The organism is Allorhizobium sp. nf9_anc (genome assembly GCF_056323085.1).
Genome location: NZ_CM150481.1, coordinates 3,752,168 through 3,773,495, shown reverse-complemented (window position 1 = coordinate 3,773,495; position 21,328 = coordinate 3,752,168). Strand labels below are relative to the sequence as shown.

Sequence of the window (21,328 nt, the reverse complement as noted above, 5' to 3'; positions counted from 1 at the left end):
ATAAGGGCATGACGCGAGCGCGCCTACCATGGTGGTTCATCGGGCTGGGTGTGCTTGCGGTCAGCCTGCTCGTGGGTCTCGGTGTCTGGCAACTCCAGCGCCTGCAATGGAAGACGGCTCTGATCGAACGCGTCGAAGCGGGGCTCGTCGCCCCTCCGTCCGCAGCACCCGGACCAGATCTTTGGACGGGGGTCACATTCGACACGGCGGAATATCGCCGTGTCGAAGTGCGTGGGCAGTATCTTCCCGGTGACGATACGCTCGTGAAGGCAGTCACATCTAGAGGGTCGGGCTTCTGGGTCATGACGCCCTTCGAGACGGATGACGGCTGGCGCCTCTTTATCAACAGGGGCTTCGTTCCCGACAACCTGACTTCTGCCTCCGACAGGCCGATACCTGAGGGTGAGCAGAGGGTTACAGGCCTCTTGCGCCTCACCCAGCCGGGCGGTGCTTTTCTCCGCGATAATGACCCCACGGGCAATCGATGGTTCTCCCGTGACACGGTCGCCATGGCTGAGGCCATTGGGCTGGGAGAGGTCGCACCCTATTTCATCGATGCTGATGCATCAGACGATGGCATGCCCGTCGGCGGGCTGACGGTGGTTTCCTTCCCCAACAAGCATTTCGGCTATGCCATGACCTGGTTCGGCCTGGCGGCGGTCTTCGCCTATCTGCTCTATCGCGCCACGCGACCGGACGCGGTCGAACGGTAGTTTTCGGCTGCGCCCTCACGACACTTCGTATCGGTTGGCAAGTGCCGTCGACAGCTGGGCGGCGAACCGGGCCGCTGCGACAGGAAGCGTCCGCCCACGCAGCTGTCCCATGTAGAGCACGCCTGCCGGCACATCGCGCTTATCTAGTGGGCGGGTAATCATCTCGCCCGTCATCGTATGGTCCGAGAGCCCGATCGGGATCTGGAAGGTGATGATGTTCTCCGCGACCGCATGGTTGCGCAGGAATTCGAAACTGTCGGATTCGATCACTGGCTCCAGCCGGTAGGATGACTTCTGCGCCGCCATGTCCATCAGGTGGCGGACGCCGAACGGCGCCGTCGGGAGCGAGTAGGGATAGTCGAGGCAGTCGCTGAGCCGGATGGTCTCTTTCGTTGCCAGCGGATGATGCGGCGCCATCACCACATGCACCGGCTGGTGAACCCGTATCAACGTCATGAAATCCGCCATGCGCACTGGCTCGAAGACAATCGCCAGATCCGCCGAGTGATCCACCAGCGACTGTTCTGCCGCCTGGCGATCACGCAGATGCACGCCGAAGGTCACCGCTGGATGGTCCTTTCGATAGTGAGCGATCTGATGCGGCAGGAAATAGGGCAGGAGTGCCTGGCTACAGGCGATCGACACATGACCACGCCTGACGCCAGAGAGGTCGGCGATCTGTGAGCGGACCCGCTCCATGTCTGAGATCTGGTTGCGGATGTGATGGATCAGGATCTCGCCGGCGCTCGACAGCCGCACCCCATGCGGCAGCCGCTCGAAGACCGGCACGCCGAGCTCCTCTTCCAGCGCCAGGATGCGCCGGTTGAGCGCCGTCGATGTGATGGCCAGCGATTCGGCCGCACCGCGGATCGAGCCCGCCTTGGCGACGGCATCGATGTAACGAAGCGAAGTCAGGTGCCGCATGCGAGGTCTCCCATGGTGATGCAAATTTTGCAGCAGCTTGACCAAAACTTAGCACAAGACAGAAGCGGCGCCATATGGGTTACTCAAAGGTGAACGCGGAGCGCCATCAATAATCAGGGGAACCAGCGCCCGCACGAAATTCACTGTTCATCCTGATCTGGGAGATCCTTCATGAGCCAGTTTCTTATGCCGAGCCGCCGCCAGTTTCTGCGCCAATCAGCCGGTCTCGCCGGCCTTGCCGCTGCCAGCAGCATGCTTCCTTTCGACATCGCCCGCGCCGCAGGCCTCACCGTCGGCTTCGTCTATGTCGGCCCGAAGGATGACTTCGGCTACAACCAGGCTCATGCCGAAGGTGCTGCCGCGATCAAGGCGATTGAGGGCGTGACCGTGGTCGAAGAAGAACAGGTACCGGAAACGGTCGACGTCCAGAAGACCATGGAGAGCATGATCAACTTCGACGGGGCGACGCTGCTCTTCCCGACCTCCTTCGGCTATTTCGACCCCCATATCCTGACCATGGCGCCGAAATATCCCAACGTTCGCTTCGAACATTGCGGCGGCCTCTGGACCCCGGACAAGCCCGCCAACACCGGCTCCTATTTCGGCTATATCGGCATGGGCCAGTATCTGAACGGCATCGTCGCCGGTCACATGACCAAGACCAAGAAGATCGGCTTCGTGGCTGCCAAGCCCATTCCGCAGGTTCTGCTCAACATCAACTCCTTCCTGCTCGGCGCCCGCGCCGTCGATCCGACGATCACCTGCCAGGTCATCTTCACCGGCGAATGGTCGCTCGCCGTCAAGGAAGCGGAAGCCACAAACGCACTCGCCGACCAGGGCGTTGACGTCGTCACCTGCCATGTCGACGGCCCGAAGGTGGTCATGGAAACCGGCGCCGGTCGCGGCATGTTCCTCTGCGGCTACCACGCCAACCAGAGCCCGCTCGCACCGGAAAAATATCTGACCGGCGCCGAGTGGAACTGGTCCAAGGTCTATACGGACATGGTCAACACGACCTTGGCCGGCGGCACCATCGACAACTTCGTCCGCGGCGGTCTTGCTGAAGGCTTCGTCAAGATGAGCCCGCTCGGCCCGGCGGTCACCGAACCGGCACGCAAGCAGTTCGACGCGACCCTTGCCGAAATCCTCAAGGGTGGCTTCTCGGCCATCAAGGGACCGCTCAAAGACAACAAGGGCAATGTCATCGCCACCGAAGGCCAGGCCTTCGCCGAGACCGACGTAGCGCTCGAAAGCATGAGCTACCTCGTCGAGGGCGTTGTCGGATCGACCTCGTAAAGCATCCGGGAGGGGCATGCCATGAGCGCACCGGCGGATCTCGCAAGCCAGGGCCTGGCCAGACGCAATGTCTCGTTCGAGACGGTTCTGCACTGGCTCGATCCGCTCTTCCTGCCGCTGGCGGCACTTCTCGCCGGCATGCTCCTCTTTGCCGTCTTTCTGCTCCTGATCGGCACCTCGCCGATCGAGTTCTACACCTTGGTCTACAAGGCGGGCTTCGGCACGTCCTTCTCCTGGACCAACACGCTGGCTCGCGCAGCACCTTTGCTTCTCGCAGCCCTCTGCGTCGCCCTGCCGGCCCGGCTTGGTCTCGTGGTGATCGGCGGGGAGGGGGCGATCGTGCTGGGCGGTGTCGGCGCCGGTGCCATCGCCATGCTGGCACCTAGCATCCCGGGACCGGTCGGCATCCTTGCCATGATGATCGCGGGTGCGCTCGTCGGTGCCATCTGGATCGGCGGCATCGGGGCTCTCAGGCATTTCCGCGGGGTCAACGAGACGATCTCCAGCCTGCTGCTGGCCTATATCGCGATCGCGCTCATGAACCATCTGGTGGAAGGACCGCTCCGCGATCCCGCCAGCCTCAACAAACCCTCCACGGCACCGCTTCCGGAGCTCTATCGGATCGGCGAAATCCCCGGCATCGGCGTGCACTGGGGCCTCGCAGCCGGCATCATCGCCTGCATCCTCTGCTGGATACTGATCGAAAAGACGACCTTCGGATTTGCGGCCCGCATCGTCGGCGGCAACATCAGAGCCGCCCAGGTCCAGGGCCTGCCGGCCGGTCTGCTGATGATCGGCTTTACAGCGCTCGGTGGGTCCCTCGCCGGCCTTGCCGGGGCTTTCGAAGTGGCGGCCGTCCATGGGTCAGCCAACGCCTCGCTTGCCGGCGGTTATGGCTATACCGGTATCCTCATCGCCTTCCTCGCCCGGCACAATTGCCTGGCAATCATTCCGGCCACCCTGCTCTTTGCCGGCTTCGAAGCATCGAGCGGCCTCGTCCAGCGACGTCTCGACCTGCCGGATGCGACCATCGTGGTTTTCCAGGGCATGATCTTCATCGCCATCCTCTTGTCCGACGCGTTCCGTGAGCGCATCACGCTGGATGGCCTCCTGCTGAAGGGGAAGCGCTCATGACGGATATCGGTCTCTGGGGCGTGCCCCTTGCCATCCTCGGCGGCGCGATCCGTGTCTCCACCCCCTTCATCTTCGTCAGCATCGGCGAATGCCTGACAGAGCGCTCCGGCCGCATCAATCTCGGCCTTGAAGGCACGCTCGTCTTCGGCGCTATGAGCGGCTATGCCGTCGCTTACCATACCGGCTCCGCCTGGGCGGGGACCCTGGCCGCTGCCGTCTCCGGTCTCCTTTTCGGTCTCCTGCACGGCTGGATCTGCAAGTTCCCCAAGGTCAACGACATCGCGATCGGCATCGCCCTGATGATCTTCGGCTCTGGGCTCGCCTTCTTCTTTGGCAAGCCCTACGTCCAGCCCGTCGCTCCAGATCTGCCGTCCATTCCGCTCGGTTTCTGGTCGGATATCCCGCAGGTCCAGGCGGCCCTCAACGTCAACGTCCTCTTCCTCGTCGGCATCGCGCTCGCCTTCCTCGCCGCCTGGGTCCTGAAGAACACCCGCGTCGGCCTCACCATCCGCGTTGCCGGCGACAGTGCCGATGCGGCGCGTGCGCTTGGGATCAATGTCAACCGTGTGCGCCTCTGGTCAACGGCGGCGGGCGGTGCACTGGCCGGCGTCGGCGGCGCCTATCTCTCGCTGTTTTATCCCGGCAGCTGGAACGAAGGCATTTCTTCAGGCCAGGGCCTGATGGCCGTCGCACTGGTCATCTTCGCCCGCTGGAACCCGGTCCATTGCCTCTATGCCTCGCTGCTCTTCGGCGGCGCGGGCGCGCTTGGGCCGGCGCTTCAATCGGTCGGCGTCACCCAGGGCTACTACCTCTTCTACGCCGCACCCTACGTGCTCACCCTTGGCCTTCTGATCGCGATCAGCTCGCGCAGCCGGGCCATGGTCTCGGCCCCGGGCGAACTCAGCATTACCAAATAGGAGCAGGATCCATGAACGGACTTGGCGGTCTCAACAAGTCGCCCGAGGGGGTGGTCATCGGCCTCGTGCAGCTGCAATTGCCGAACACGGTGACGCGGGCCGATCTCGCAGCCCAGACCGACAAGGTCGTCGGCATGGTCGCCAAGGCGCGCCGCAACATCGCCGGCATGGATCTCGTCGTCTTCCCGGAATATGCCCTGCATGGCCTGTCGATGGACACGAACCCGGAGATCATGTGCCGGATGGATGGCCCGGAAGTCGCAGCCTTCAAGCAGGCCTGCCGCGACAACCGCATCTGGGGCTGTTTTTCGATCATGGAATACAATCCGGGCGGCAATCCGTGGAACACCGGTCTTGTTATCGACGATCAGGGCGAGATCAGGCTCTATTACCGCAAGCTCCACCCCTGGGTGCCGGTCGAACCCTGGGAGCCGGGCGATCTCGGCATTCCCGTCATCGAGGGACCGAAGGGCTGCAAGCTCTCGCTGATCATCTGCCACGACGGCATGTTCCCGGAAATGGCGCGCGAGGCGGCCTACAAGGGCGCCGAGATCATGCTGCGCACGGCGGGCTACACCGCCCCCATGCGCGAGGCCTGGCGCTTCACCAACCAGTCCAATTCCTTCTGCAATCTGATGGTGACCGCCAATGTCTGCATGTGCGGATCGGACGGTACCTTCGATTCCATGGGCGAGGGCATGGTCGTCAATTTCGACGGCAGCATCATCGCCCATGGCACGTCCGGTCGCCCGGACGAGATCATCACGGCGGAAGTCCGCCCCGATCTCGTGCGTGAGGCGCGCCGTGTCTGGGGTGTCGAAAACAACATCTACCAGCTTGGCCATCGCGGCTTTTCGGCCGTTGCCGGCGGCGCGGGCGATTGCCCCTACACCTTCATGCAGGACCTTGTGGCCGGAGAGTACAAACTGCCTTGGGAGGACGAGGTCCAGGTGACCGACGGCACATCCTGTGGCTTCCCGAAACCGGTGCGTCGCTATGGCGAGACCAACAAGGAGGCGGCGGAATGACGACCATAAAGGCAGATCCCTATCTCTGGCCCTATAACGGCGATCTCCGTCCGGAAAACACCGCACTCATCATCATCGACATGCAGACCGATTTCTGCGGCGTCGGCGGTTATGTCGACAAGATGGGCTACGATCTTTCGCTCACTCGCGCGCCGATCGAGCCGATCAAGAAGGTGCTCTCCGCCATGCGCGCCAAGGGCTACCACATCATCCACACCCGCGAGGGCCATCGCCCTGATCTCTCCGACCTGCCGCCGAACAAGCGCTGGCGCTCGCAGCAGATCGGCGCCGGCATCGGCGATGCGGGTCCTTGCGGCCGCATTCTCGTACGCGGCGAACCGGGCTGGGAGATCATCGATGAACTGGCACCATTGCCGGGCGAAGCGATCATCGACAAGCCGGGCAAGGGCTCTTTCTGCGCCACCGATCTCGAACTCATCCTGCGGACGCGTGGCATCGAGAACATCGTGCTGACCGGCATCACCACCGATGTCTGCGTGCACACAACAATGCGCGAGGCGAATGACCGTGGCTTCGAATGCGTCATCCTCGAGGACTGCTGCGGCGCGACCGACCCCGGCAACCATGCCGCCGCCATCAAGATGGTGAAGATGCAGGGTGGCGTCTTCGGCTCCGTCTCCGACAGCGAAAAGCTCGTGGACGCCCTGCCATGAGAGTTCCGGCGCAAGAGTTCCAAACACCCGATCACGCCATGTCGGTGGAAACCGTCGGCATGACGATGCGCTTCGGCAGCTTCACGGCGCTCAACGACGTCTCGATCCGTGTCGCCGCCGGCTCTTTCCATGTGCTTCTTGGCGAGAACGGCGCGGGAAAGTCGACCCTCGTCAAATGCATGATGGGCTTTTACAAGCCGACCTCGGGCCAGATGATGGTTGAAGGCCTTGAGGTCGAGATCCCCGATCCCCGTGCCGCTCATGATCTCGGGCTCGGCATGGTCTACCAGCATTTCACGCTCGTGCCCTCGCTGACCGCCGCCGAAAACCTCGTCATCAGCCGGGCCGATGCACCGGCGCTGATCGACTGGAAGAAGGAGCGTCAGGCGCTGTCCGTCTTCATGGACCGCATGCCTTTCTCCGTGCCGCTCGACATTCCCGTCGGCCGGCTCGCTGCGGGTGAAAAGCAGAAGCTGGAACTCCTCAAGCAGCTCTATCTCGGTCGCCGTTTCCTCATCCTCGACGAGCCGACCTCGGTGTTGACACCGGCGGAAGCCGACGAACTGCTTGGCATGGTCCGGGGTCTGACGAGTGCCGGTGAACTCACCTGCCTGATGATCAGCCACAAGTTCCGCGAAGTGACGGCCTTTGCCGACGAGGTCTCGATCCTGAGACGCGGCGAATATGTCGGCGGCGGCAAGGTCTCCGATCTCTCGACCTCCGACATGGCGGCGATGATGATCGGAGAAAAGGAACTGGTGAAGCCGGCCACCCGCGTCGCTTACCAGGGTGTGCCCGTCCTCTCCGTCTCCGGCGTCAGGGCCCCGGATCGCTCCGGCCTGAAGACCATCGACATCGCCGATCTCACCGTGAAATCTGGAGAAATCGTCGGCATCGCCGGCATTTCCGGCAATGGACAGATGGAGCTTATGGAGATCCTGACCGGCCAGCGCCCGCTGGACAAGGGCGAGATCCGGGTCAAGGCGGAGCCTTATCACGCCCGGCGCGGCGAAGCCCGCAAGCTCAACGTCCGCTATCTGCCCGAGGAGCCCTTGAAGAACGCCTGTGCGCCGCGCATGACGGTGGCGGAAAACATCTTCTTCCGCGATTTCGACTTCGCCTCCGGCAGCAGCCAGTTCTGGCTCGATGGAAGCCGCATGCTCGAACAGGCGGGCCATCTGGTCGGCGAGTACAAGGTGAAGACGGCCTCGCTCCAATCCCCGATCGCCTCGCTCTCAGGCGGCAATGTGCAGCGCGCGGTTCTTGCCCGCGAGCTGACCGGCGACGTCGATCTCCTCATCATCACCAATCCCTGCTTCGGCCTCGATTTCTCCGCCGTTGCCGAAATCCGCGCCCGTATCATGGCCGCAAGAAACGCAGGCGCCGCAGTTCTCCTGATCTCTGAAGATCTCGACGAGATTCTCCAACTGTCCGACCGGATCCTCGTCATGTCGGAAGGGCATATCGCATATGAGACCCCAGCCGCGAACGCCGACATCGGCGAGATCGGCCGGCACATGGCAGGACATCACTGATGGCAATCATCAAGGCGCGTCCCTTCGATTTCGACCTCGATCGGGACCATGCGGCCCTCGTTATCATCGACATGCAGCGCGACTTCGTCGAGCCCGGCGGTTTCGGCGAAACACTGGGCAACAAGGTCGCTCTCCTTCAGGCGATCATCCCGGCAACGGCGCGCCTCCTCGCCGCTTTCCGGGCTGCCGGACTGCCCGTCATCCACACGCGCGAATGCCATCGTCCCGACCTATCGGATTGCCCGCCGGCCAAGCGCGACCGCGGCAAACCATCTCTGCGCATCGGCGATCCCGGCCCCATGGGCCGCATCCTCATCTCGGGCGAACCCGGTGCCGACATCATTCCGGAGCTCTATCCGGTGCAAGGCGAAATCGTGCTCGACAAGCCTGGTAAGGGTGCTTTCTACGCGACGCCCCTCGGTGAGATCCTGGCGGAGCGTAAGATCAGTCAGCTGGTTTTCGCAGGCGTCACCACCGAAGTCTGCGTCCAGACCACCATGCGTGAAGCCAATGATCGTGGCTTTGAATGCCTGCTCGCGACCGATGCCACCGAAAGCTATTTCCCCGAATTCAAGAAGGCGGCCATCGACATGATCACCGCGCAAGGAGCGATCGTCGGATGGGCGGCGACCGTCGATCAGATCGTGGAGGCGCTCGATGTCTGAAGCCTTGAGTTTTCCGGATTTCCTGCGCGGAGGCTGGCAGCATTGCCAGTTCGAATACTTCCGCGAAGGGGTGGAGATCTGCCGGCTGGTAACGGGCGAGCCCGAACTGGCACTGCTGCGCTACGCCCCCGGCGCCTCCGTGCCGAGGCATCTGCATGTGGGGCTCGAAACGATCCTGGTGCTGGAAGGATCTCAAAGCGATGAATTCGGCCACTATCCCAAGGGATCGTTGATCGCCAATCCCGAAGGAACGACGCATTCCGTCTCGTCGGAGGAGGGCTGCGTCGTGCTCATCCAGTGGACGAAGCCGGTCAAAATTCTCTAAAATATGTTGCCGGCTAATGTTCTGCGGTTCCTCAGCTTAGTAGGAACTCTCCAGGCTATAACGACTGCCGGGATAAAGAAGCCGCACCGACGTCACCAACCGGTCGCCTGACCAGGTCCTTCGCCTGACCTGAAGGCAGGGTTCCGATTTGGCAATCGCCAGAAGCCGGCATTCCCAGGGCTGTGGGAGCACGGCCTCGACAAACTGCTCGGCGCGCGAGATCGGCGCGATCGAGCTCAGATAGGCACTCGGCGTCATCGTTTGAAAATCGCGGTTGAGATAGTCGGGCGCCACTTCCACATTCACGAACCGGTCTTCGATCTGGATCGGAAGATCGTCTTCTTTGTGGACGATCACTGAATGAAAGGCGGTCGTGCCGGCGGCAACCTCCAGCCGATCGGCGAGGTCGTGATCGCAAATTTCGGCCTGCTTCAGCACGAGCTCGGCTGAATGAAGCCCGCCACGCTCCGCGATCTCGTCCGCGATGCTGCGCACATCAGCCACGCTGGCGCTGCGCTTCTTCGGCGCGACGAAGGAGCCTCGTCCCTGGACGCGGATGATCACGCCCTCGCTGGCAAGCTCCCTGAGCGCCCGGTTCGCCGTCATCCGGCTTACCCCAAGCAGTTCCACGAGCTCGTTCTCCGAGGGGATGCGATGATTGGTCGGCCAGTCGCCGCGTTCGATCCGCGCCTTGATCTCGGATTTCATCTGCTCGTAGAGCGGCGTGTCCTGCCGTTCCTCGGGGAGTGCAAATCCTGGCTGCTCTTCGGACATGGTGGTCGACCCTGATTGTTGAGGAGCGTGTCGGCATTTGCCTTTGCCGGAACGCCTCAGCCGCTCCCTTTATCGGCAGAGGCCTTGTCTAGGCAACCTGTTCCATATCCGGTGTCTGGCCGGACAAGGCAGTCACTTCGATGATGTAGAGCATGCATCCCGAACCACGAGGCATGATCGAAAGCTCGAGTGGCCCCTCGAGGCCAACAAGAACATCACCGAGCCCCACATCCGATCGCAGGCTATCGATCGTAACAACGGCTTCATCTCGGAAGACGACAGCGACGGTATTGGCGGTTACTGAAAGCGTCTGCGCATCAGACACGACGATCTCCGTCATGCGATGAACGAAACGCCCGCAACGGCTCATCATGTTGAGGTCCAGCGTTTCCCCACCCAGACAGTCCGCCTGAACCTCCGAATCGCCGGAAAAGGCGAAGGGCGGCGAGCCCACGAGAAGCGGCGGCGCGCGTCTCCCATCGACTGTCAGCTGCATGCCGTCGCCTTCAAGAACGGCAATCGTCCTGTCGATCCCGGCAAAGATCGAGAATGGACCGGAGGCCCCGACGGTTGCGAGACTGACCCGCCAGTCAAACCCGCCCAAGCCATCCGAAGCAGGCCTGGAGATCACCTCGCGGGTGATCCCCAGCCCGTTCTTCCAGGGCATTTGCCGGTGCTCGCCAAAGCGCTGGATGCGGAGGGACATGGGCGTGTAGTGTCCTCTTAATTGCCGAGGATGCCGGGCAGACGAAGGCCCTTTTCCTTGGCGCAATCGAGCGCGATATCATAGCCCGCATCGGCATGGCGCATGACACCGGTCGCCGGGTCGTTCCAGAGAACGCGCTCTAGCCGGCGTGCAGCATCGTCAGTGCCATCGGCGCAGATGACCATGCCGGAATGTTGGCTGAAACCCATACCCACGCCGCCGCCGTGATGCAGCGAGACCCAGGTCGCACCCGAAGCGCAGTTGAGCAGAGCGTTCAGAAGCGGCCAGTCGGACACGGCGTCGGAACCGTCCTTCATCGCTTCCGTCTCGCGGTTGGGCGAGGCGACCGAACCGGAATCGAGATGATCGCGGCCGATGACGACGGGCGCCTTCAACTCGCCGCTCCGCACCATCTCGTTGAAGGCGAGGCCAAGCTTGTGGCGATCGCCGAGACCGACCCAGCAGATGCGCGCCGGCAGGCCCTGGAAGGCAATGCGTTCGCGCGCCATGTCCAGCCAGTTGTGAAGGTGTTTGTTGTCCGGCAACAGCTCTTTCACCTTGGCATCGGTCTTGTAGATATCCTCCGGATCACCCGAAAGTGCGGCCCAGCGGAAGGGGCCGATGCCGCGGCAAAAGAGCGGGCGGATATAGGCCGGTACGAAGCCGGGGAAGGCAAAGGCATTCTCGAAGCCCTCTTCCTTGGCGACCTGGCGAATGTTGTTGCCGTAATCGAGCGTGGGAACGCCCCTGTTCCAGAAGTCGACCATCGCCTGCACATGGGTTTTCATCGAGGCGCGGGCGGCGACTTCCACCGCCTTCGGATCGCTCTCCTGCTTTGCCCGCCATTCGGCAACCGTCCAGCCGAGCGGCAGATAGCCATGTATCGGGTCGTGGGCCGAAGTCTGGTCGGTGACGATATCGGGGCGCACGCCACGACGCACGAGCTCGGGGAAAATGTCGGCGGCATTGCCGACCAGGCCGACGGATTTCGCTTCCCCCGCCTTGGTCCACTGGTCGATGAGGGCAAGCGCCTCGTCCAGCGTATGCGCCTTGGCATCGACGTAACGGGTGCGCAGGCGGAAATCGATGCGGGTCTCGTCGCATTCGACGGCGAGGCAGCAGGCGCCGGCCATGACAGCCGCCAGCGGCTGGGCGCCACCCATGCCGCCGAGGCCACCCGTCAGGATCCACTTGCCCTTGAGATTGCCGTTGTAGTGCTGGCGCCCGGCTTCCACGAAGGTCTCGTAGGTGCCCTGCACGATGCCCTGGGTGCCGATATAGATCCACGAGCCGGCGGTCATCTGGCCGTACATGGCGAGCCCCTTCTTATCGAGCTCGTTGAAATGGTCCCAGGTCGCCCAGTGCGGCACGAGATTGGAATTGGCGATCAGCACGCGCGGCGCATCCTTGTGAGTGCGGAACACGCCGACCGGCTTGCCCGACTGCACGATGAGTGTTTCTTCCTCTGTCAGCGTTTTCAGCGTCTCGACGATCCGGTCGAAATCCTCCCAGGTGCGGGCGGCGCGGCCGATGCCGCCATAAACGACCAGCTCATGCGGTCGCTCAGCAACATCGGGGTCGAGATTGTTCATCAGCATCCGGAGTGGCGCTTCCGTCATCCAGCTCTTGGCCGAGAGTTCGGTTCCGGTGGCGGCGCGGACGTCGCGGATATTGTGTCTGGGATTGCTCATGGTCCTCGCTCCTCAGCGTTTCAGATCGAGCGCTATGGCTTCGATTGATGTCAAAATGTCCTTGAGATGCCGTCGCAGCGCCTCGGCCTTTTCGGCGTCGTAGTCGAAGGGTGGCGCTTCGGTGGTCAGATGCGTGATCTGCGCCAGTTCCATCTGGATGGCATGCACGCCGGTCTCCGGCTGCCCGTAATGCCGTGTCGTCCAACCGCCCTTGAAGCGCCCATTGACCACCGACGTGTAGCCCTCGGCCCGACCGGCGATCTCCGTAGCGGCTTTCTCGATCCTGGCATTGCAGGTGCGGCCCATATCCGTGCCGATGTTGAAGTCCGGCAGAGGCCCTTCAAACAGGAAAGGGATGAGCGATCGGATCGAATGGCAGTCATACAGCACCGCCACGCCATGCATCGCCTTCACGCGCTCGATCTCAGCCCGGAGCGCCGCATGATAGGGCGCATGGAAGTCTGCCAGCCGATCCGCAATGTCCTCGCTCGTTGGCTGCTCGCCGCTTTTCCAGATGGCGACCCCGTCGAAATCCGTTTCCGGCACGAGGGTGGTCGTGTTTTGTCCCGGATACAGGCTCACGCCATCAGGGTCGCGGTTCGCATCGATCACGTAGCGATGGAAGGTCGCCCGGACTGTCGTCGCCTCCTGCAACAACCCGGCATAGAGCTCATGGATATGCCAGTCGGTATCGGCCAGCAGCTTGCCATTGTCGTTCAAGCGATCCCAGATCGCAGGTGGCACATCCGTGCCCGTATGCGGAAAGGCGAGAATGACGGGCGAAGTGCCTTTATTAACTTCGAAGACGGCCATTTCAGCCCTCCAGACCCGGCAACAACCCGGCGGAAACCGCCGAAACCAGTGTCCCATCCGCAACCAGGCGACCGGCAGCCTCCAGATCCGGCGCCATGTAGCGATCCTCCTCCAGGGTGGCGACATGGGCACGCAAGGTGGAGATCACCCGTTGCAGTTCCGGGCTTGTCGTTAGCGGACTGCGGAACTCCACGCCCTGTGCTGCCGTCAGCGCCTCGATCCCGATGATCGAGAAGAGGTTGTCGGTCATCTGCAGCAGACGCCGCGCTCCGTGGCACGCCATGGAAACGTGGTCTTCCTGGTTGGCCGACGTCGGCGTCGAATCGACAGAGGCCGGATGCGCCATCTGCTTGTTTTCGCTCATCAGTGCCGCCGAGGTGACCTCCGCGATCATCAGACCGGAGTTGAGGCCGGGCTTTTTGGCGAGGAAGGCCGGCAATCCATAGGATAGGGCCGGATCGACCAGCAGCGCGATGCGACGTTGCGCGATGGCGCCGATTTCGCAAACGGCAATCGCGATCTGGTCGGCAGCGAAGGCCACCGGTTCCGCGTGGAAGTTGCCGCCCGAGACGACACTCATATCGGAAAGCACGAGCGGATTGTCGGTGACGGCATTGGCTTCGATCTCAAGTGTCCGACCCGTCATGCGCAGCAGATCGAGGCAGGCACCATCGACCTGCGGCTGGCAGCGGATGCAATAGGGATCCTGCACCCGCTCGTCGCCGTCCAGATGGCTTTCCCGGATGACGGAACCGGCGAGCAGGCCACGCAGAGCCGCAGCCGTATCGATCTGCCCCTTGTGGCCGCGCAGCGTGTGGATGTCGGCGGTGAAGGGTGCCGACGAGCCCATTGCGGCATCCGTCGAGAGCGCGCCGGTAATCAACGCCGCCTGTGCGGCCCGATGGGCGCGGAAGAGGCCGGCCAGCGCCAGCGCCGTCGAGGCCTGCGTGCCGTTGATCAGCGCCAGACCTTCTTTGGCCGCGAGCACGACGGGCGTCAGCCCCGCGCGCTTCAGCGCCTCGGCGCCGGAAAGCCGTTCACCCTGATAGAAGGCCTCCGCCTCGCCCATCATCACGGCTGCCATATGGGCAAGCGGTGCAAGATCGCCGGACGCGCCGACGGAGCCCTTTTCGGGAATGAGCGGGGTGACGCCCTTGTCCAGCATGCCCTCGATCAGCCGCACCAGTTCGAGGCGGACCCCGGAGGCGCCGCGACCGAGCGAGATCAGCTTCAGCGCCATGATCAGGCGCACGATCTTGTCTGCAAGAGGCTGGCCCACGCCGCAGCAATGCGAGAGAATCAGATTGCGCTGCAGTGTCTCCGTATCGGCCGCATCGATCTTGATCGAGGCAAGTTTGCCGAAGCCGGTATTGATGCCATAGACCGGCTCGTTGCCGGCGGCGATTTCCGCAATGCGCGCGGCCGCCTTCTCGATCCCCGCGTCGAAGCTGCGGTCGAGTACGGCACTTTCGCCGTTCCAGTAGATTTCAGCCAGTTCGGCGAGAGAGACGCGGCCGGGGTGAAGCGTAATGGTCACGACAGAATTCCTTTGGTGATGTGGCCGTTCCAGATGCGCTGATGAAGCGGATTGAAACCGATGCGGTAGACGAGCTCCGCCGGGCTCTCGACCGACCAGATGGCAAGATCGGCCTGCTTTCCGACCTCGATGGTGCCGATCGTATCGAGACGCCCGAGCGCGCGGGCGGCATTACGGGTCACGCCGACAAGGCATTCCTCGACCGTCATGTGAAACAGCGTGGCGGCCATGTTCATGGTGAGCAGCAGCGAGGTGAGCGGCGAGGTACCGGGATTGCAGTCTGTCGCAAGCGCCATGGCAGTCCCGTGTTTGCGGAAAATCTCGATCGGCGGCTTCTTCGTCTCGCGGATGAAGTAGTAGGCTCCGGGCAGCAACACGGCGACGGTTCCGGCCCGGGTCATAGCAGCCGCACCGTCTTCATCGGTGTATTCCAGGTGGTCGGCCGAAAGGCCCTGATACTCGGCCGCAAGCGCTGCCCCATGCAGGTTCGACAGCTGATCCGCATGCAGTTTCACTGGCAGTCCGAGAGACCGCGCCGCATCGAAAACGAGCCGCATCTCATCAGGCGAAAATGCAATTCCTTCGCAAAAGCCGTCCACCGCGTCGACCAGTCCCTCCGCGTGAGCCGCCTTCAGACCCGGTAGCACCACCTCCTCGATGAAAGCGCGATTGCGCCCCTTGTAGTCAGCGGGCGTTGCATGGGCGCCGAGATAGGTCGTGGTGATGGCGACCTGACGCCGCTCGGCCAGCTTCCGGGCGGCACGCAGCATCTTCAACTCGTCTTCGACGGTCAGCCCATAGCCGGACTTGACCTCGACGGTCGTCACGCCCTCGGCGATCAGCGCATCGAGCCGGGGAAGCGTTTGCGAGACGAGCTCCGCCTCGCTCGCCTCGCGAACCTGCCGCACCGACGAGACGATACCCCCGCCGGCGCGTGCGATTTCCTCGTAGGAGGCGCCCGCAAGGCGCATCTCGAATTCTTTGGCACGATTGCCGGCATGCACCAGATGCGTATGGCAATCGACGAGGCCCGGCGTCACCCACCGGCCCTCGCAGTCGATCACCTCAGCTCCGCCGGGGATCGCGACCTCGCGCGCTTCGCCGACGGCGACGATCCGTCCACCCTCGATCACCACCCTGCCATTCTCGATCACGCCGAGCCCTGGCTGGTCGGGCGTCATGGTCGCCAGCTGCGCATTGGTCAGAACCGTTATCATGCGACCTCGCTTTCGGACCAGGCGGCCGTCGTTTTCAGCATTCGCTGGACGTTTCCGATCTCGACATTGAGAGGCCGATCATCCCGGTAGAAGGCGGTTTCGTGCCGCACACGTCGGTAGAGGGCCTCCGTTATCTCTGCCTTTGCGGCAGACGACGTCTGCAGATCATAGGCTTGTGCAGCGGCCGCAAGTTCGATCGCGAGAACTGTTTCGAGATTGTCGAGGATTGCCAGCGCCTTGGCCGCGGCCGGCGTCGCATGGGTCAGGATATCCTCCTGCAGTGCCGAGGTGAGCCCGCCGTCGAGGCTGGCCGGCATGGCAAGGCGGCGGTTCTCCGCGACCAGTGCTGCAGCGGTATACTGGATGATCATGAAACCGGATTCCACGCCGCTTCCCGACGCAAGAAAGGCGGGCAGGCCGCTAACCAGCGGATTGACGAGCCTGTCGATCCGCCGCTCGGAAATGGCTGCCAGTTCGGCGGCAGCCGTGGCAAGGCTATCCATCGCAAGCCCGAGCGCCGCGCCAACCGCATGCGCCTGCGAATGCACCTGCGGATCCTTCGGCGAGCCGCTGACGGCGGGGTTGTCGGTGACGCTCGCAAGCTCCCGGTCCACCACCGCACGCGCCTGGATCAGCGCGTCACGCACGGCGCCATGCACGTGCGGCACGGCCCGAAGGCTGAGCGGATCCTGCGTCCGCTTGCCAGCAGCTTCGGCAAGCAGCGGGCTACCGGCCAGAAGTCGCCGGAGGTTGTAGCCCACCTCCTGCAGTCCGTCGGATTTTCGCAGCGCAAGCGGCATTTCCGCGAAAGGATCGGCTTGCGCGCCGAGGTTCTCATAACTCATCGCCGCTGCCGCATCGGCCCAGTCGAGCAGATGCGCGAGTCGTGTCACGGCAAGGGCCGCAAGCCCCGTCGCACACGGCGTGCCGTTCACCAGGCTCAGGCCTTCCTTGGCCTGGAGCACAAGGGGCTTCAGCCCGAGGGCGTGCAGAGCTTCACTTCCCGAAATGACCTTTTCGCCATCTAGGCATTCACCTGCGCCGATCAAGACGAGGCCGATGGCGGCCGCATGAGTCAGGTAACCGACGGAGCCGCGGGACGGGATCAGCGGCAGCATGTCGTTGTTGAGAAGCGCGAGAAGGGTGTCGACGACGTCAAGCCGGATGCCGGAATAGCCATGCGCAAAATTGTTGATCTGCGCCGCCATGATCGCTCGCGTCTCGATCCGGCCGAGCGGTTCACCCACGCCACAAGCATGGCTGAACAGCAGATTGCGAGACAGTGCCGACTGATCCTTGCGGTCGATGATCACATCGCACAAGGCGCCGACGCCGGTGTTGATGCCGTAGCCGCGGATCCCCTGATCGACCAGCGCCTCAACAATGGCACGGGCTGCCACGATGCGGCTTTGGGCCGTCTCGCCCAATTCGAGCCGTGCGCCACCCGCGATGGCGCGGATCTCGTCGGCGGTGAGTGCCGTCTCAAGAACGATCGTGTCGGGCATCAGATCCTCCACTGCTGCGGCATGGGCGTTTCAATCTCAACCTTTGATTAGTCGGCTACATTAACTCGCAAGCGTCTTGAGGACCCGCTTGAAGTCCCGATCAATCGCCTCTTCAAATCGGTGACGCCCCTGCTGGACAACGAATTCGCCCCCGACCATCACATCCCGGACCGCTTCGGATCCGAGCGCGAAGATCCAGCGATCAAGGATCTGGTCCTCTTTCGCCGTCGCGATGAAGGGGTTTTCGCCGTCGAGCACCACGAGATCCGCCCGGGCACCAACACGGATGCCGGCGATCGCCAGACCCGCGGCCTGCGCCCCGCCCGAAAGGCTTGCCTCGAACAGGGTACGACCGGCCGATGCCCCCGGACCGGAAACCAGGCGGTTGCGGCGACGATCGCGCAGCCGCTGGCCATATTCCAGCAGGCGCAATTCTTCGGCTACCGAGGTCGCGACATGACTGTCCGTGCCGATCCCGTATCGCCCGCCATGGCCGGCATAATCTGTGGCGGGGAAGATGCCATCGCCGAGATTGGCCTCTGTCGCCGGGCAGAGACCAGCCACGGCACCCGATCCGGCAAGGCGCGCGGTTTCTTCCGGTGTCAGGTGGGTGGCATGGATGGCGCACCAGCGCTGATCGACGGGAAACTCGTCAAGCAGATAGGTCACGGGCCGGCGCCCGCTCCAGGCAAGGCAATCTTCGACTTCGCGTTCCTGTTCGGCCACATGGATATGGATGGGGCCGCCCGTCTGTTCAGACGTGAGAACAGCGCGCATTTCATCCGGCGTTGCTGCGCGCAGGGAATGGATCGCGAGACCGAGCCGGGCGCCAGCGGTCCGGCATTCCGGCTCCAACCGTTCGAGCAGGCTGAGGAAACTGTCCACATTCTGAATAAAAGGCCTCTGGCCGGCATTGGGCGCGATCCCGCCAAAGCCTGCATGCGCGTAGAATACCGGCAGATGGGTCAGGCCGATCCCGGACGTCGCGGCTGCGCGCAGGATCCGAGCAGACATTTCCAGGCCGTCGGATTTGCCAAGGTCGATCACCGCATGGTGGAAATAGTGAAACTCCACGACATGACCAAAGCCACCTTTGAGAAGTTCACTATACAACTTCGTCGCTACGACCTCTACATCGTCGGGCGACATGCGATTGACCAGTCCATACATGGTCTCCCGCCAGGTCCAGAAGCTGTCATCCGTCGAACCCGCCTGCTCGGCAAGGCCAGCCATGGCGCGTTGAAAGGCGTGGGAATGCAGGTTTTGCAAGGCCGGAACGACAGGTCCGGACAGTCGGGTCGACGTTGCATCGCCCGCGCTGTCGGTCGTGATCGAGGCAATCGTCCCGCTCGAATCGATCTCGAGTGTCGTGTCGCGGGCCCAGCCCTCCGGCAGCAGAACACGTTCACAAAACAGCGTCTGAGGCGTCTTCATCTGGAAACCTTGTCAAGTTGTATAGGCAACATGGCAGGTTTCTGATTTGAGCGCAAGCGGGTGGTGGCACGGCTCGAGAAAACGCAGCCTTGGCCGCGTGACCGCCGGTGCGGATCAGCTCACCCGGTGCACGACAGCCGTATTGGCTGCTGGCGGCGAGGCCAGTGCGGCCAGCTCGTCCCGATGCCGCATCATCGCTTTCAGCATTGCGTGGTCCCGCGAAAGCGCCGCCTGGCGTAAGGCCGACGGCGGGAAATGGTTCATGGCAAACTGCATCGCCCTGCCGGCCTCCTCGACAGACGCAAACGCACCCGCCGCCACGGCGGCGTGCAGCGCACAGCCCAGGAGCACAGCGTCGCAATCCTTCGGCACGAGCACATCACAGCCTGTCGCATCGGCATAGAGTTGCGACAGAAGCGGATGATCAGCCAATCCACCCGCAAGCAACAGTCGCTTCGGGAGGCCCGCACGGCGCGGCTGGCGCTCGATGATATGGCTGATGCTGCAGGCAAGTGCGACGCAACTGCGCCAATAGAGCTTGTGCAGGGATGTGAGGCTCTGATCGAGGTCCAGTCCGGCAATGGTCCCGGTCAGAAGCGGATCCGAGAGCGGCGAACGCGTTCCATGCAGGTCGGGCAGCACGGAGATCGGAAGCCCGAAATCGGAGCCCTCCTCGGCGAGATGCTCGGAAATCGCGTCGAGGATCGCGCGGTGCCGCGCCTTCATCGGCGTGCCGCCAGCAGGATGCAGCTTCAGGATATGATCAAGAAAGGCGCCTGAAGCGGATTGGCCGGCTTCCGTGAGCCACAGCCCCGGGACGGCAGCGTCGCGGAAACCACCCCAGCAACCCGGACCGGAGATCGGCTCCTTGCTGAGCCTGACGATACAGCTCGAAGTCCCCGCGATCAGCACGGCCTCTGCCGGGAATGGCACCTCAGGCCGCGCGCCCGCTGCAAATAGCCCGACCGTCCCCGCATAAGCGTCGATGAGGCCCGGCGCCACCAGACACTGTTCGTCGAGGCCGAGCTCGGCCGCACTTGCGGCCGTGAGCGTGCCGATGGCTTGCCCCGGAGGCTCCGATTGCGCCGGCAGGCCGGCCCGCTCCATGACATCACCAAGCCCAACAGCTCGGTAGTAGTCGAGCGGCGGTTCGCCGGGGGCTTCCGGCGTATAGCCCCACTTGGACGCCAACGCCGAATGGCTTCGCTTCTGTGAACCCGATGCGCGCCATGTCAGGTAATCGCAAAGATCGAAGATCTGCCCGCAACTGGCCCAGATGTCAGGGCGATGCGTCTTCAGCCAGAGCAGCTTGGGGATCTGCATTTCGACCGAGAGGCGGCCACCGAAGCGGTCGAGAAGGGGATCGGCGATAGCGTTGCAGGCGTCCGTTTCGGCGATCGCCCGATGATCCATCCATAAAATGGTATCGAGGCCGGGGCTGCCGGATGCCGAAATGGAAATCGGTTTCCCGTCCGCATCCCGCACCACCAGTGAGCAGGTAGCATCGAAGCCGATGGCAAGCACGGTGTCCCCGGCAACACCACTCTCGGCAAGGGCAGCGCGGACGGCCGAACAGACAGCAGCCCAGATCTCTTCGCTGTCCTGCTCCATGTGTTTTGGCAAAGAATGGTGGACACTGATCGGCACCACGCAACGGGCCAGCTGGCGACCGCTGAGATCAAACACCCCGGCTCGTGCACTGCCCGTGCCAACATCCACGGCCAAGAGGTGCTCACGCATCAGTCAGATCTTCCGGTCTCCTCGCTCCGACGACAAAGTGGAGCAAATTCTCCATGGCGTCAAACTGCGCATCTGGTTTGAGGAGCGCTAAAGCCTGCCCATAGCTGGCATGGTGGGTATGGGATCCGCCGGTGAAGGCGACGACTTTCATGCCGGCGGCCCGGGCGGCACTGATCCCAGCAGGGCTGTCCTCGATGACGAGACATGACTCAGGTGCGACCCCCATTTCGGCCGCCGCGTGCAGGAAGAGATCCGGCGCCGGCTTGCCATTCTTCACCATGGTGGCGCTGAAGATATGCGGCGTCAGCCGCGAAAGGAGACCGGTGACGGAAAGCGAAAGCTCGATCCGTTCCCGCTGGCTGGAAGACGCCACGCAACAGTCGACATGGGTAGCCTTCAGGCCGTCAATGACAGCCGCCACGCCTGACAAGGGTTTCAGTTCCGCACGGAAACGGGCGTAAAGCACCTCCCGCATGCTGGCGAGAAACGGCGGGTCGATTTCGACGCCGAATTCGGAGCGAACGACATCGGTGAGCGAACCGAGACTGCGGCCGAGAAAGCGGTCTGCGGCTTCCCCGGTCGTCAGCGATATGCCCTTTTCGGCTAGCGCCTCGACCAGCACCTCCAACGCGATACCCTCGCTGTCGACGAGAACCCCGTCACAGTCGAAGATCACGAGGCGGATCGGCTGCGGGTCCAT

General features: G+C 63.1%; 20 protein-coding genes. 9 read left to right on the top strand and 11 right to left on the bottom strand.

The window, feature by feature from the left end:
- The first annotated feature begins 8 nt into the window (after window positions 1-8).
- Window positions 9-713: an SURF1 family protein gene (locus AC02Y0_RS18470; RefSeq protein WP_476380323.1), complete on the top strand. Its 705-nt coding sequence runs from the start codon at window positions 9-11 to the stop codon at window positions 711-713.
- A gap of 15 nt (window positions 714-728) precedes the next feature.
- Here AC02Y0_RS18470 and AC02Y0_RS18465 read toward each other — a convergent pair whose 3' ends face one another.
- Complete coding sequence (locus tag AC02Y0_RS18465) at window positions 729-1,637, bottom strand: LysR family transcriptional regulator (protein WP_476380321.1); 909 nt, start codon at window positions 1,635-1,637, stop codon at window positions 729-731.
- Window positions 1,638-1,808: 171 nt separating this feature from the next.
- Here AC02Y0_RS18465 and AC02Y0_RS18460 point away from each other — a divergent pair, with 171 nt between their 5' ends.
- The 8 genes from AC02Y0_RS18460 to AC02Y0_RS18425 are packed head-to-tail and all read left to right on the top strand — an operon-like array spanning window position 1,809 to window position 9,211.
- A complete protein-coding gene (locus tag AC02Y0_RS18460; RefSeq protein WP_476380319.1) occupies window positions 1,809-2,933 on the top strand; it encodes a BMP family ABC transporter substrate-binding protein in 1,125 nt (374 codons plus the stop codon).
- A 21-nt stretch (window positions 2,934-2,954) separates the two neighbouring features.
- Complete coding sequence (locus tag AC02Y0_RS18455) at window positions 2,955-4,067, top strand: ABC transporter permease (RefSeq protein ID WP_476380317.1); 1,113 nt, start codon at window positions 2,955-2,957, stop codon at window positions 4,065-4,067.
- Entirely contained in the window at window positions 4,064-4,984 is a 921-nt protein-coding gene (locus AC02Y0_RS18450; protein WP_476380315.1) for an ABC transporter permease, read from the top strand. The genes AC02Y0_RS18455 and AC02Y0_RS18450 overlap by 4 nt, the downstream gene beginning before the upstream one ends.
- 11 nt (window positions 4,985-4,995) lie before the next feature.
- Complete coding sequence (locus AC02Y0_RS18445) at window positions 4,996-6,012, top strand: formamidase (protein WP_476380314.1); 1,017 nt, start codon at window positions 4,996-4,998, stop codon at window positions 6,010-6,012.
- Window positions 6,009-6,686: a biuret amidohydrolase gene (biuH, locus tag AC02Y0_RS18440; protein ID WP_102020490.1), complete on the top strand. Its 678-nt coding sequence runs from the start codon at window positions 6,009-6,011 to the stop codon at window positions 6,684-6,686. Before AC02Y0_RS18445 ends, biuH begins: the two co-directional genes overlap by 4 nt.
- Entirely contained in the window at window positions 6,569-8,221 is a 1,653-nt protein-coding gene (locus AC02Y0_RS18435) for an ABC transporter ATP-binding protein (RefSeq protein ID WP_476384081.1), read from the top strand. Before biuH ends, AC02Y0_RS18435 begins: the two co-directional genes overlap by 118 nt.
- A complete protein-coding gene (locus AC02Y0_RS18430; protein WP_476380312.1) occupies window positions 8,221-8,886 on the top strand; it encodes a cysteine hydrolase family protein in 666 nt (221 codons plus the stop codon). The genes AC02Y0_RS18435 and AC02Y0_RS18430 overlap by 1 nt, the downstream gene beginning before the upstream one ends.
- Window positions 8,879-9,211, top strand: coding sequence for a cupin domain-containing protein (locus AC02Y0_RS18425; RefSeq protein ID WP_102020493.1), 333 nt, complete (start codon window positions 8,879-8,881; stop codon window positions 9,209-9,211). Before AC02Y0_RS18430 ends, AC02Y0_RS18425 begins: the two co-directional genes overlap by 8 nt.
- A gap of 36 nt (window positions 9,212-9,247) precedes the next feature.
- On the opposite strand, the gene hutC is transcribed toward AC02Y0_RS18425, so the two are convergent.
- The 10 genes from hutC to AC02Y0_RS18375 form a co-directional block, all read right to left on the bottom strand.
- Window positions 9,248-9,985, bottom strand: coding sequence for a histidine utilization repressor (hutC, locus tag AC02Y0_RS18420; RefSeq protein ID WP_476380311.1), 738 nt, complete (start codon window positions 9,983-9,985; stop codon window positions 9,248-9,250).
- Window positions 9,986-10,073: 88 nt separating this feature from the next.
- Complete coding sequence (locus AC02Y0_RS18415) at window positions 10,074-10,691, bottom strand: HutD/Ves family protein (RefSeq protein ID WP_476380309.1); 618 nt, start codon at window positions 10,689-10,691, stop codon at window positions 10,074-10,076.
- Between the two features lie 17 nt (window positions 10,692-10,708).
- Window positions 10,709-12,382 carry a urocanate hydratase gene (hutU, locus tag AC02Y0_RS18410; RefSeq protein WP_476380307.1) on the bottom strand — a complete coding sequence of 558 codons (1,674 nt, stop codon included), beginning with the start codon at window positions 12,380-12,382 and terminating at the stop codon, window positions 10,709-10,711.
- Between the two features lie 12 nt (window positions 12,383-12,394).
- On the bottom strand, window positions 12,395-13,195 hold the full coding sequence (hutG, locus tag AC02Y0_RS18405) for an N-formylglutamate deformylase (protein ID WP_476380305.1): 801 nt from the start codon (window positions 13,193-13,195) through the stop codon (window positions 12,395-12,397).
- 1 nt (window position 13,196) lies between these two features.
- On the bottom strand, window positions 13,197-14,732 hold the full coding sequence (gene hutH / locus AC02Y0_RS18400; protein WP_476380303.1) for a histidine ammonia-lyase: 1,536 nt from the start codon (window positions 14,730-14,732) through the stop codon (window positions 13,197-13,199).
- Window positions 14,729-15,949 carry an imidazolonepropionase gene (gene hutI / locus AC02Y0_RS18395; protein WP_476380301.1) on the bottom strand — a complete coding sequence of 407 codons (1,221 nt, stop codon included), beginning with the start codon at window positions 15,947-15,949 and terminating at the stop codon, window positions 14,729-14,731. Before hutI ends, hutH begins: the two co-directional genes overlap by 4 nt.
- The gene (locus tag AC02Y0_RS18390) at window positions 15,946-17,454 is read right to left on the bottom strand and encodes an HAL/PAL/TAL family ammonia-lyase (protein WP_476380299.1); all 1,509 of its coding nucleotides are present in this window, start codon (window positions 17,452-17,454) and stop codon (window positions 15,946-15,948) included. Before AC02Y0_RS18390 ends, hutI begins: the two co-directional genes overlap by 4 nt.
- A gap of 60 nt (window positions 17,455-17,514) precedes the next feature.
- On the bottom strand, window positions 17,515-18,888 hold the full coding sequence (gene hutF / locus AC02Y0_RS18385) for a formimidoylglutamate deiminase (RefSeq protein ID WP_476380298.1): 1,374 nt from the start codon (window positions 18,886-18,888) through the stop codon (window positions 17,515-17,517).
- Window positions 18,889-19,002: 114 nt separating this feature from the next.
- Window positions 19,003-20,628 carry an FGGY family pentulose kinase gene (locus AC02Y0_RS18380; protein ID WP_476380296.1) on the bottom strand — a complete coding sequence of 542 codons (1,626 nt, stop codon included), beginning with the start codon at window positions 20,626-20,628 and terminating at the stop codon, window positions 19,003-19,005.
- Window positions 20,621-21,328 (bottom strand): HAD family hydrolase, encoded by a 708-nt coding sequence (locus AC02Y0_RS18375; protein WP_476380294.1) that lies wholly within the window; start codon window positions 21,326-21,328, stop codon window positions 20,621-20,623. Before AC02Y0_RS18375 ends, AC02Y0_RS18380 begins: the two co-directional genes overlap by 8 nt.

Excerpts from the sequence above, each read along its gene's own strand:
- AC02Y0_RS18390 (WP_476380299.1), bottom strand. The coding sequence starts at position 17,454 with ATGCCCGACACGATCGTTCTTGAGACGGCACTCACCGCCGACGAGATC.
- hutF (WP_476380298.1), bottom strand. The coding sequence starts at position 18,888 with ATGAAGACGCCTCAGACGCTGTTTTGTGAACGTGTTCTGCTGCCGGAG.
- AC02Y0_RS18465 (WP_476380321.1), bottom strand. The coding sequence starts at position 1,637 with ATGCGGCACCTGACTTCGCTTCGTTACATCGATGCCGTCGCCAAGGCG.
- hutC (WP_476380311.1), bottom strand. The coding sequence starts at position 9,985 with ATGTCCGAAGAGCAGCCAGGATTTGCACTCCCCGAGGAACGGCAGGAC.
- hutG (WP_476380305.1), bottom strand. The coding sequence starts at position 13,195 with ATGGCCGTCTTCGAAGTTAATAAAGGCACTTCGCCCGTCATTCTCGCC.
- AC02Y0_RS18455 (WP_476380317.1), top strand. The coding sequence starts at position 2,955 with ATGAGCGCACCGGCGGATCTCGCAAGCCAGGGCCTGGCCAGACGCAAT.
- AC02Y0_RS18430 (WP_476380312.1), top strand. The coding sequence starts at position 8,221 with ATGGCAATCATCAAGGCGCGTCCCTTCGATTTCGACCTCGATCGGGAC.
- AC02Y0_RS18375 (WP_476380294.1), bottom strand. The coding sequence starts at position 21,328 with ATGGACCCGCAGCCGATCCGCCTCGTGATCTTCGACTGTGACGGGGTT.
- AC02Y0_RS18415 (WP_476380309.1), bottom strand. The coding sequence starts at position 10,691 with ATGTCCCTCCGCATCCAGCGCTTTGGCGAGCACCGGCAAATGCCCTGG.
- AC02Y0_RS18380 (WP_476380296.1), bottom strand. The coding sequence starts at position 20,628 with ATGCGTGAGCACCTCTTGGCCGTGGATGTTGGCACGGGCAGTGCACGA.
- hutU (WP_476380307.1), bottom strand. The coding sequence starts at position 12,382 with ATGAGCAATCCCAGACACAATATCCGCGACGTCCGCGCCGCCACCGGA.
- AC02Y0_RS18425 (WP_102020493.1), top strand. The coding sequence starts at position 8,879 with ATGTCTGAAGCCTTGAGTTTTCCGGATTTCCTGCGCGGAGGCTGGCAG.
- hutI (WP_476380301.1), bottom strand. The coding sequence starts at position 15,949 with ATGATAACGGTTCTGACCAATGCGCAGCTGGCGACCATGACGCCCGAC.
- AC02Y0_RS18450 (WP_476380315.1), top strand. The coding sequence starts at position 4,064 with ATGACGGATATCGGTCTCTGGGGCGTGCCCCTTGCCATCCTCGGCGGC.
- AC02Y0_RS18460 (WP_476380319.1), top strand. The coding sequence starts at position 1,809 with ATGAGCCAGTTTCTTATGCCGAGCCGCCGCCAGTTTCTGCGCCAATCA.
- AC02Y0_RS18445 (WP_476380314.1), top strand. The coding sequence starts at position 4,996 with ATGAACGGACTTGGCGGTCTCAACAAGTCGCCCGAGGGGGTGGTCATC.
- AC02Y0_RS18470 (WP_476380323.1), top strand. The coding sequence starts at position 9 with ATGACGCGAGCGCGCCTACCATGGTGGTTCATCGGGCTGGGTGTGCTT.
- biuH (WP_102020490.1), top strand. The coding sequence starts at position 6,009 with ATGACGACCATAAAGGCAGATCCCTATCTCTGGCCCTATAACGGCGAT.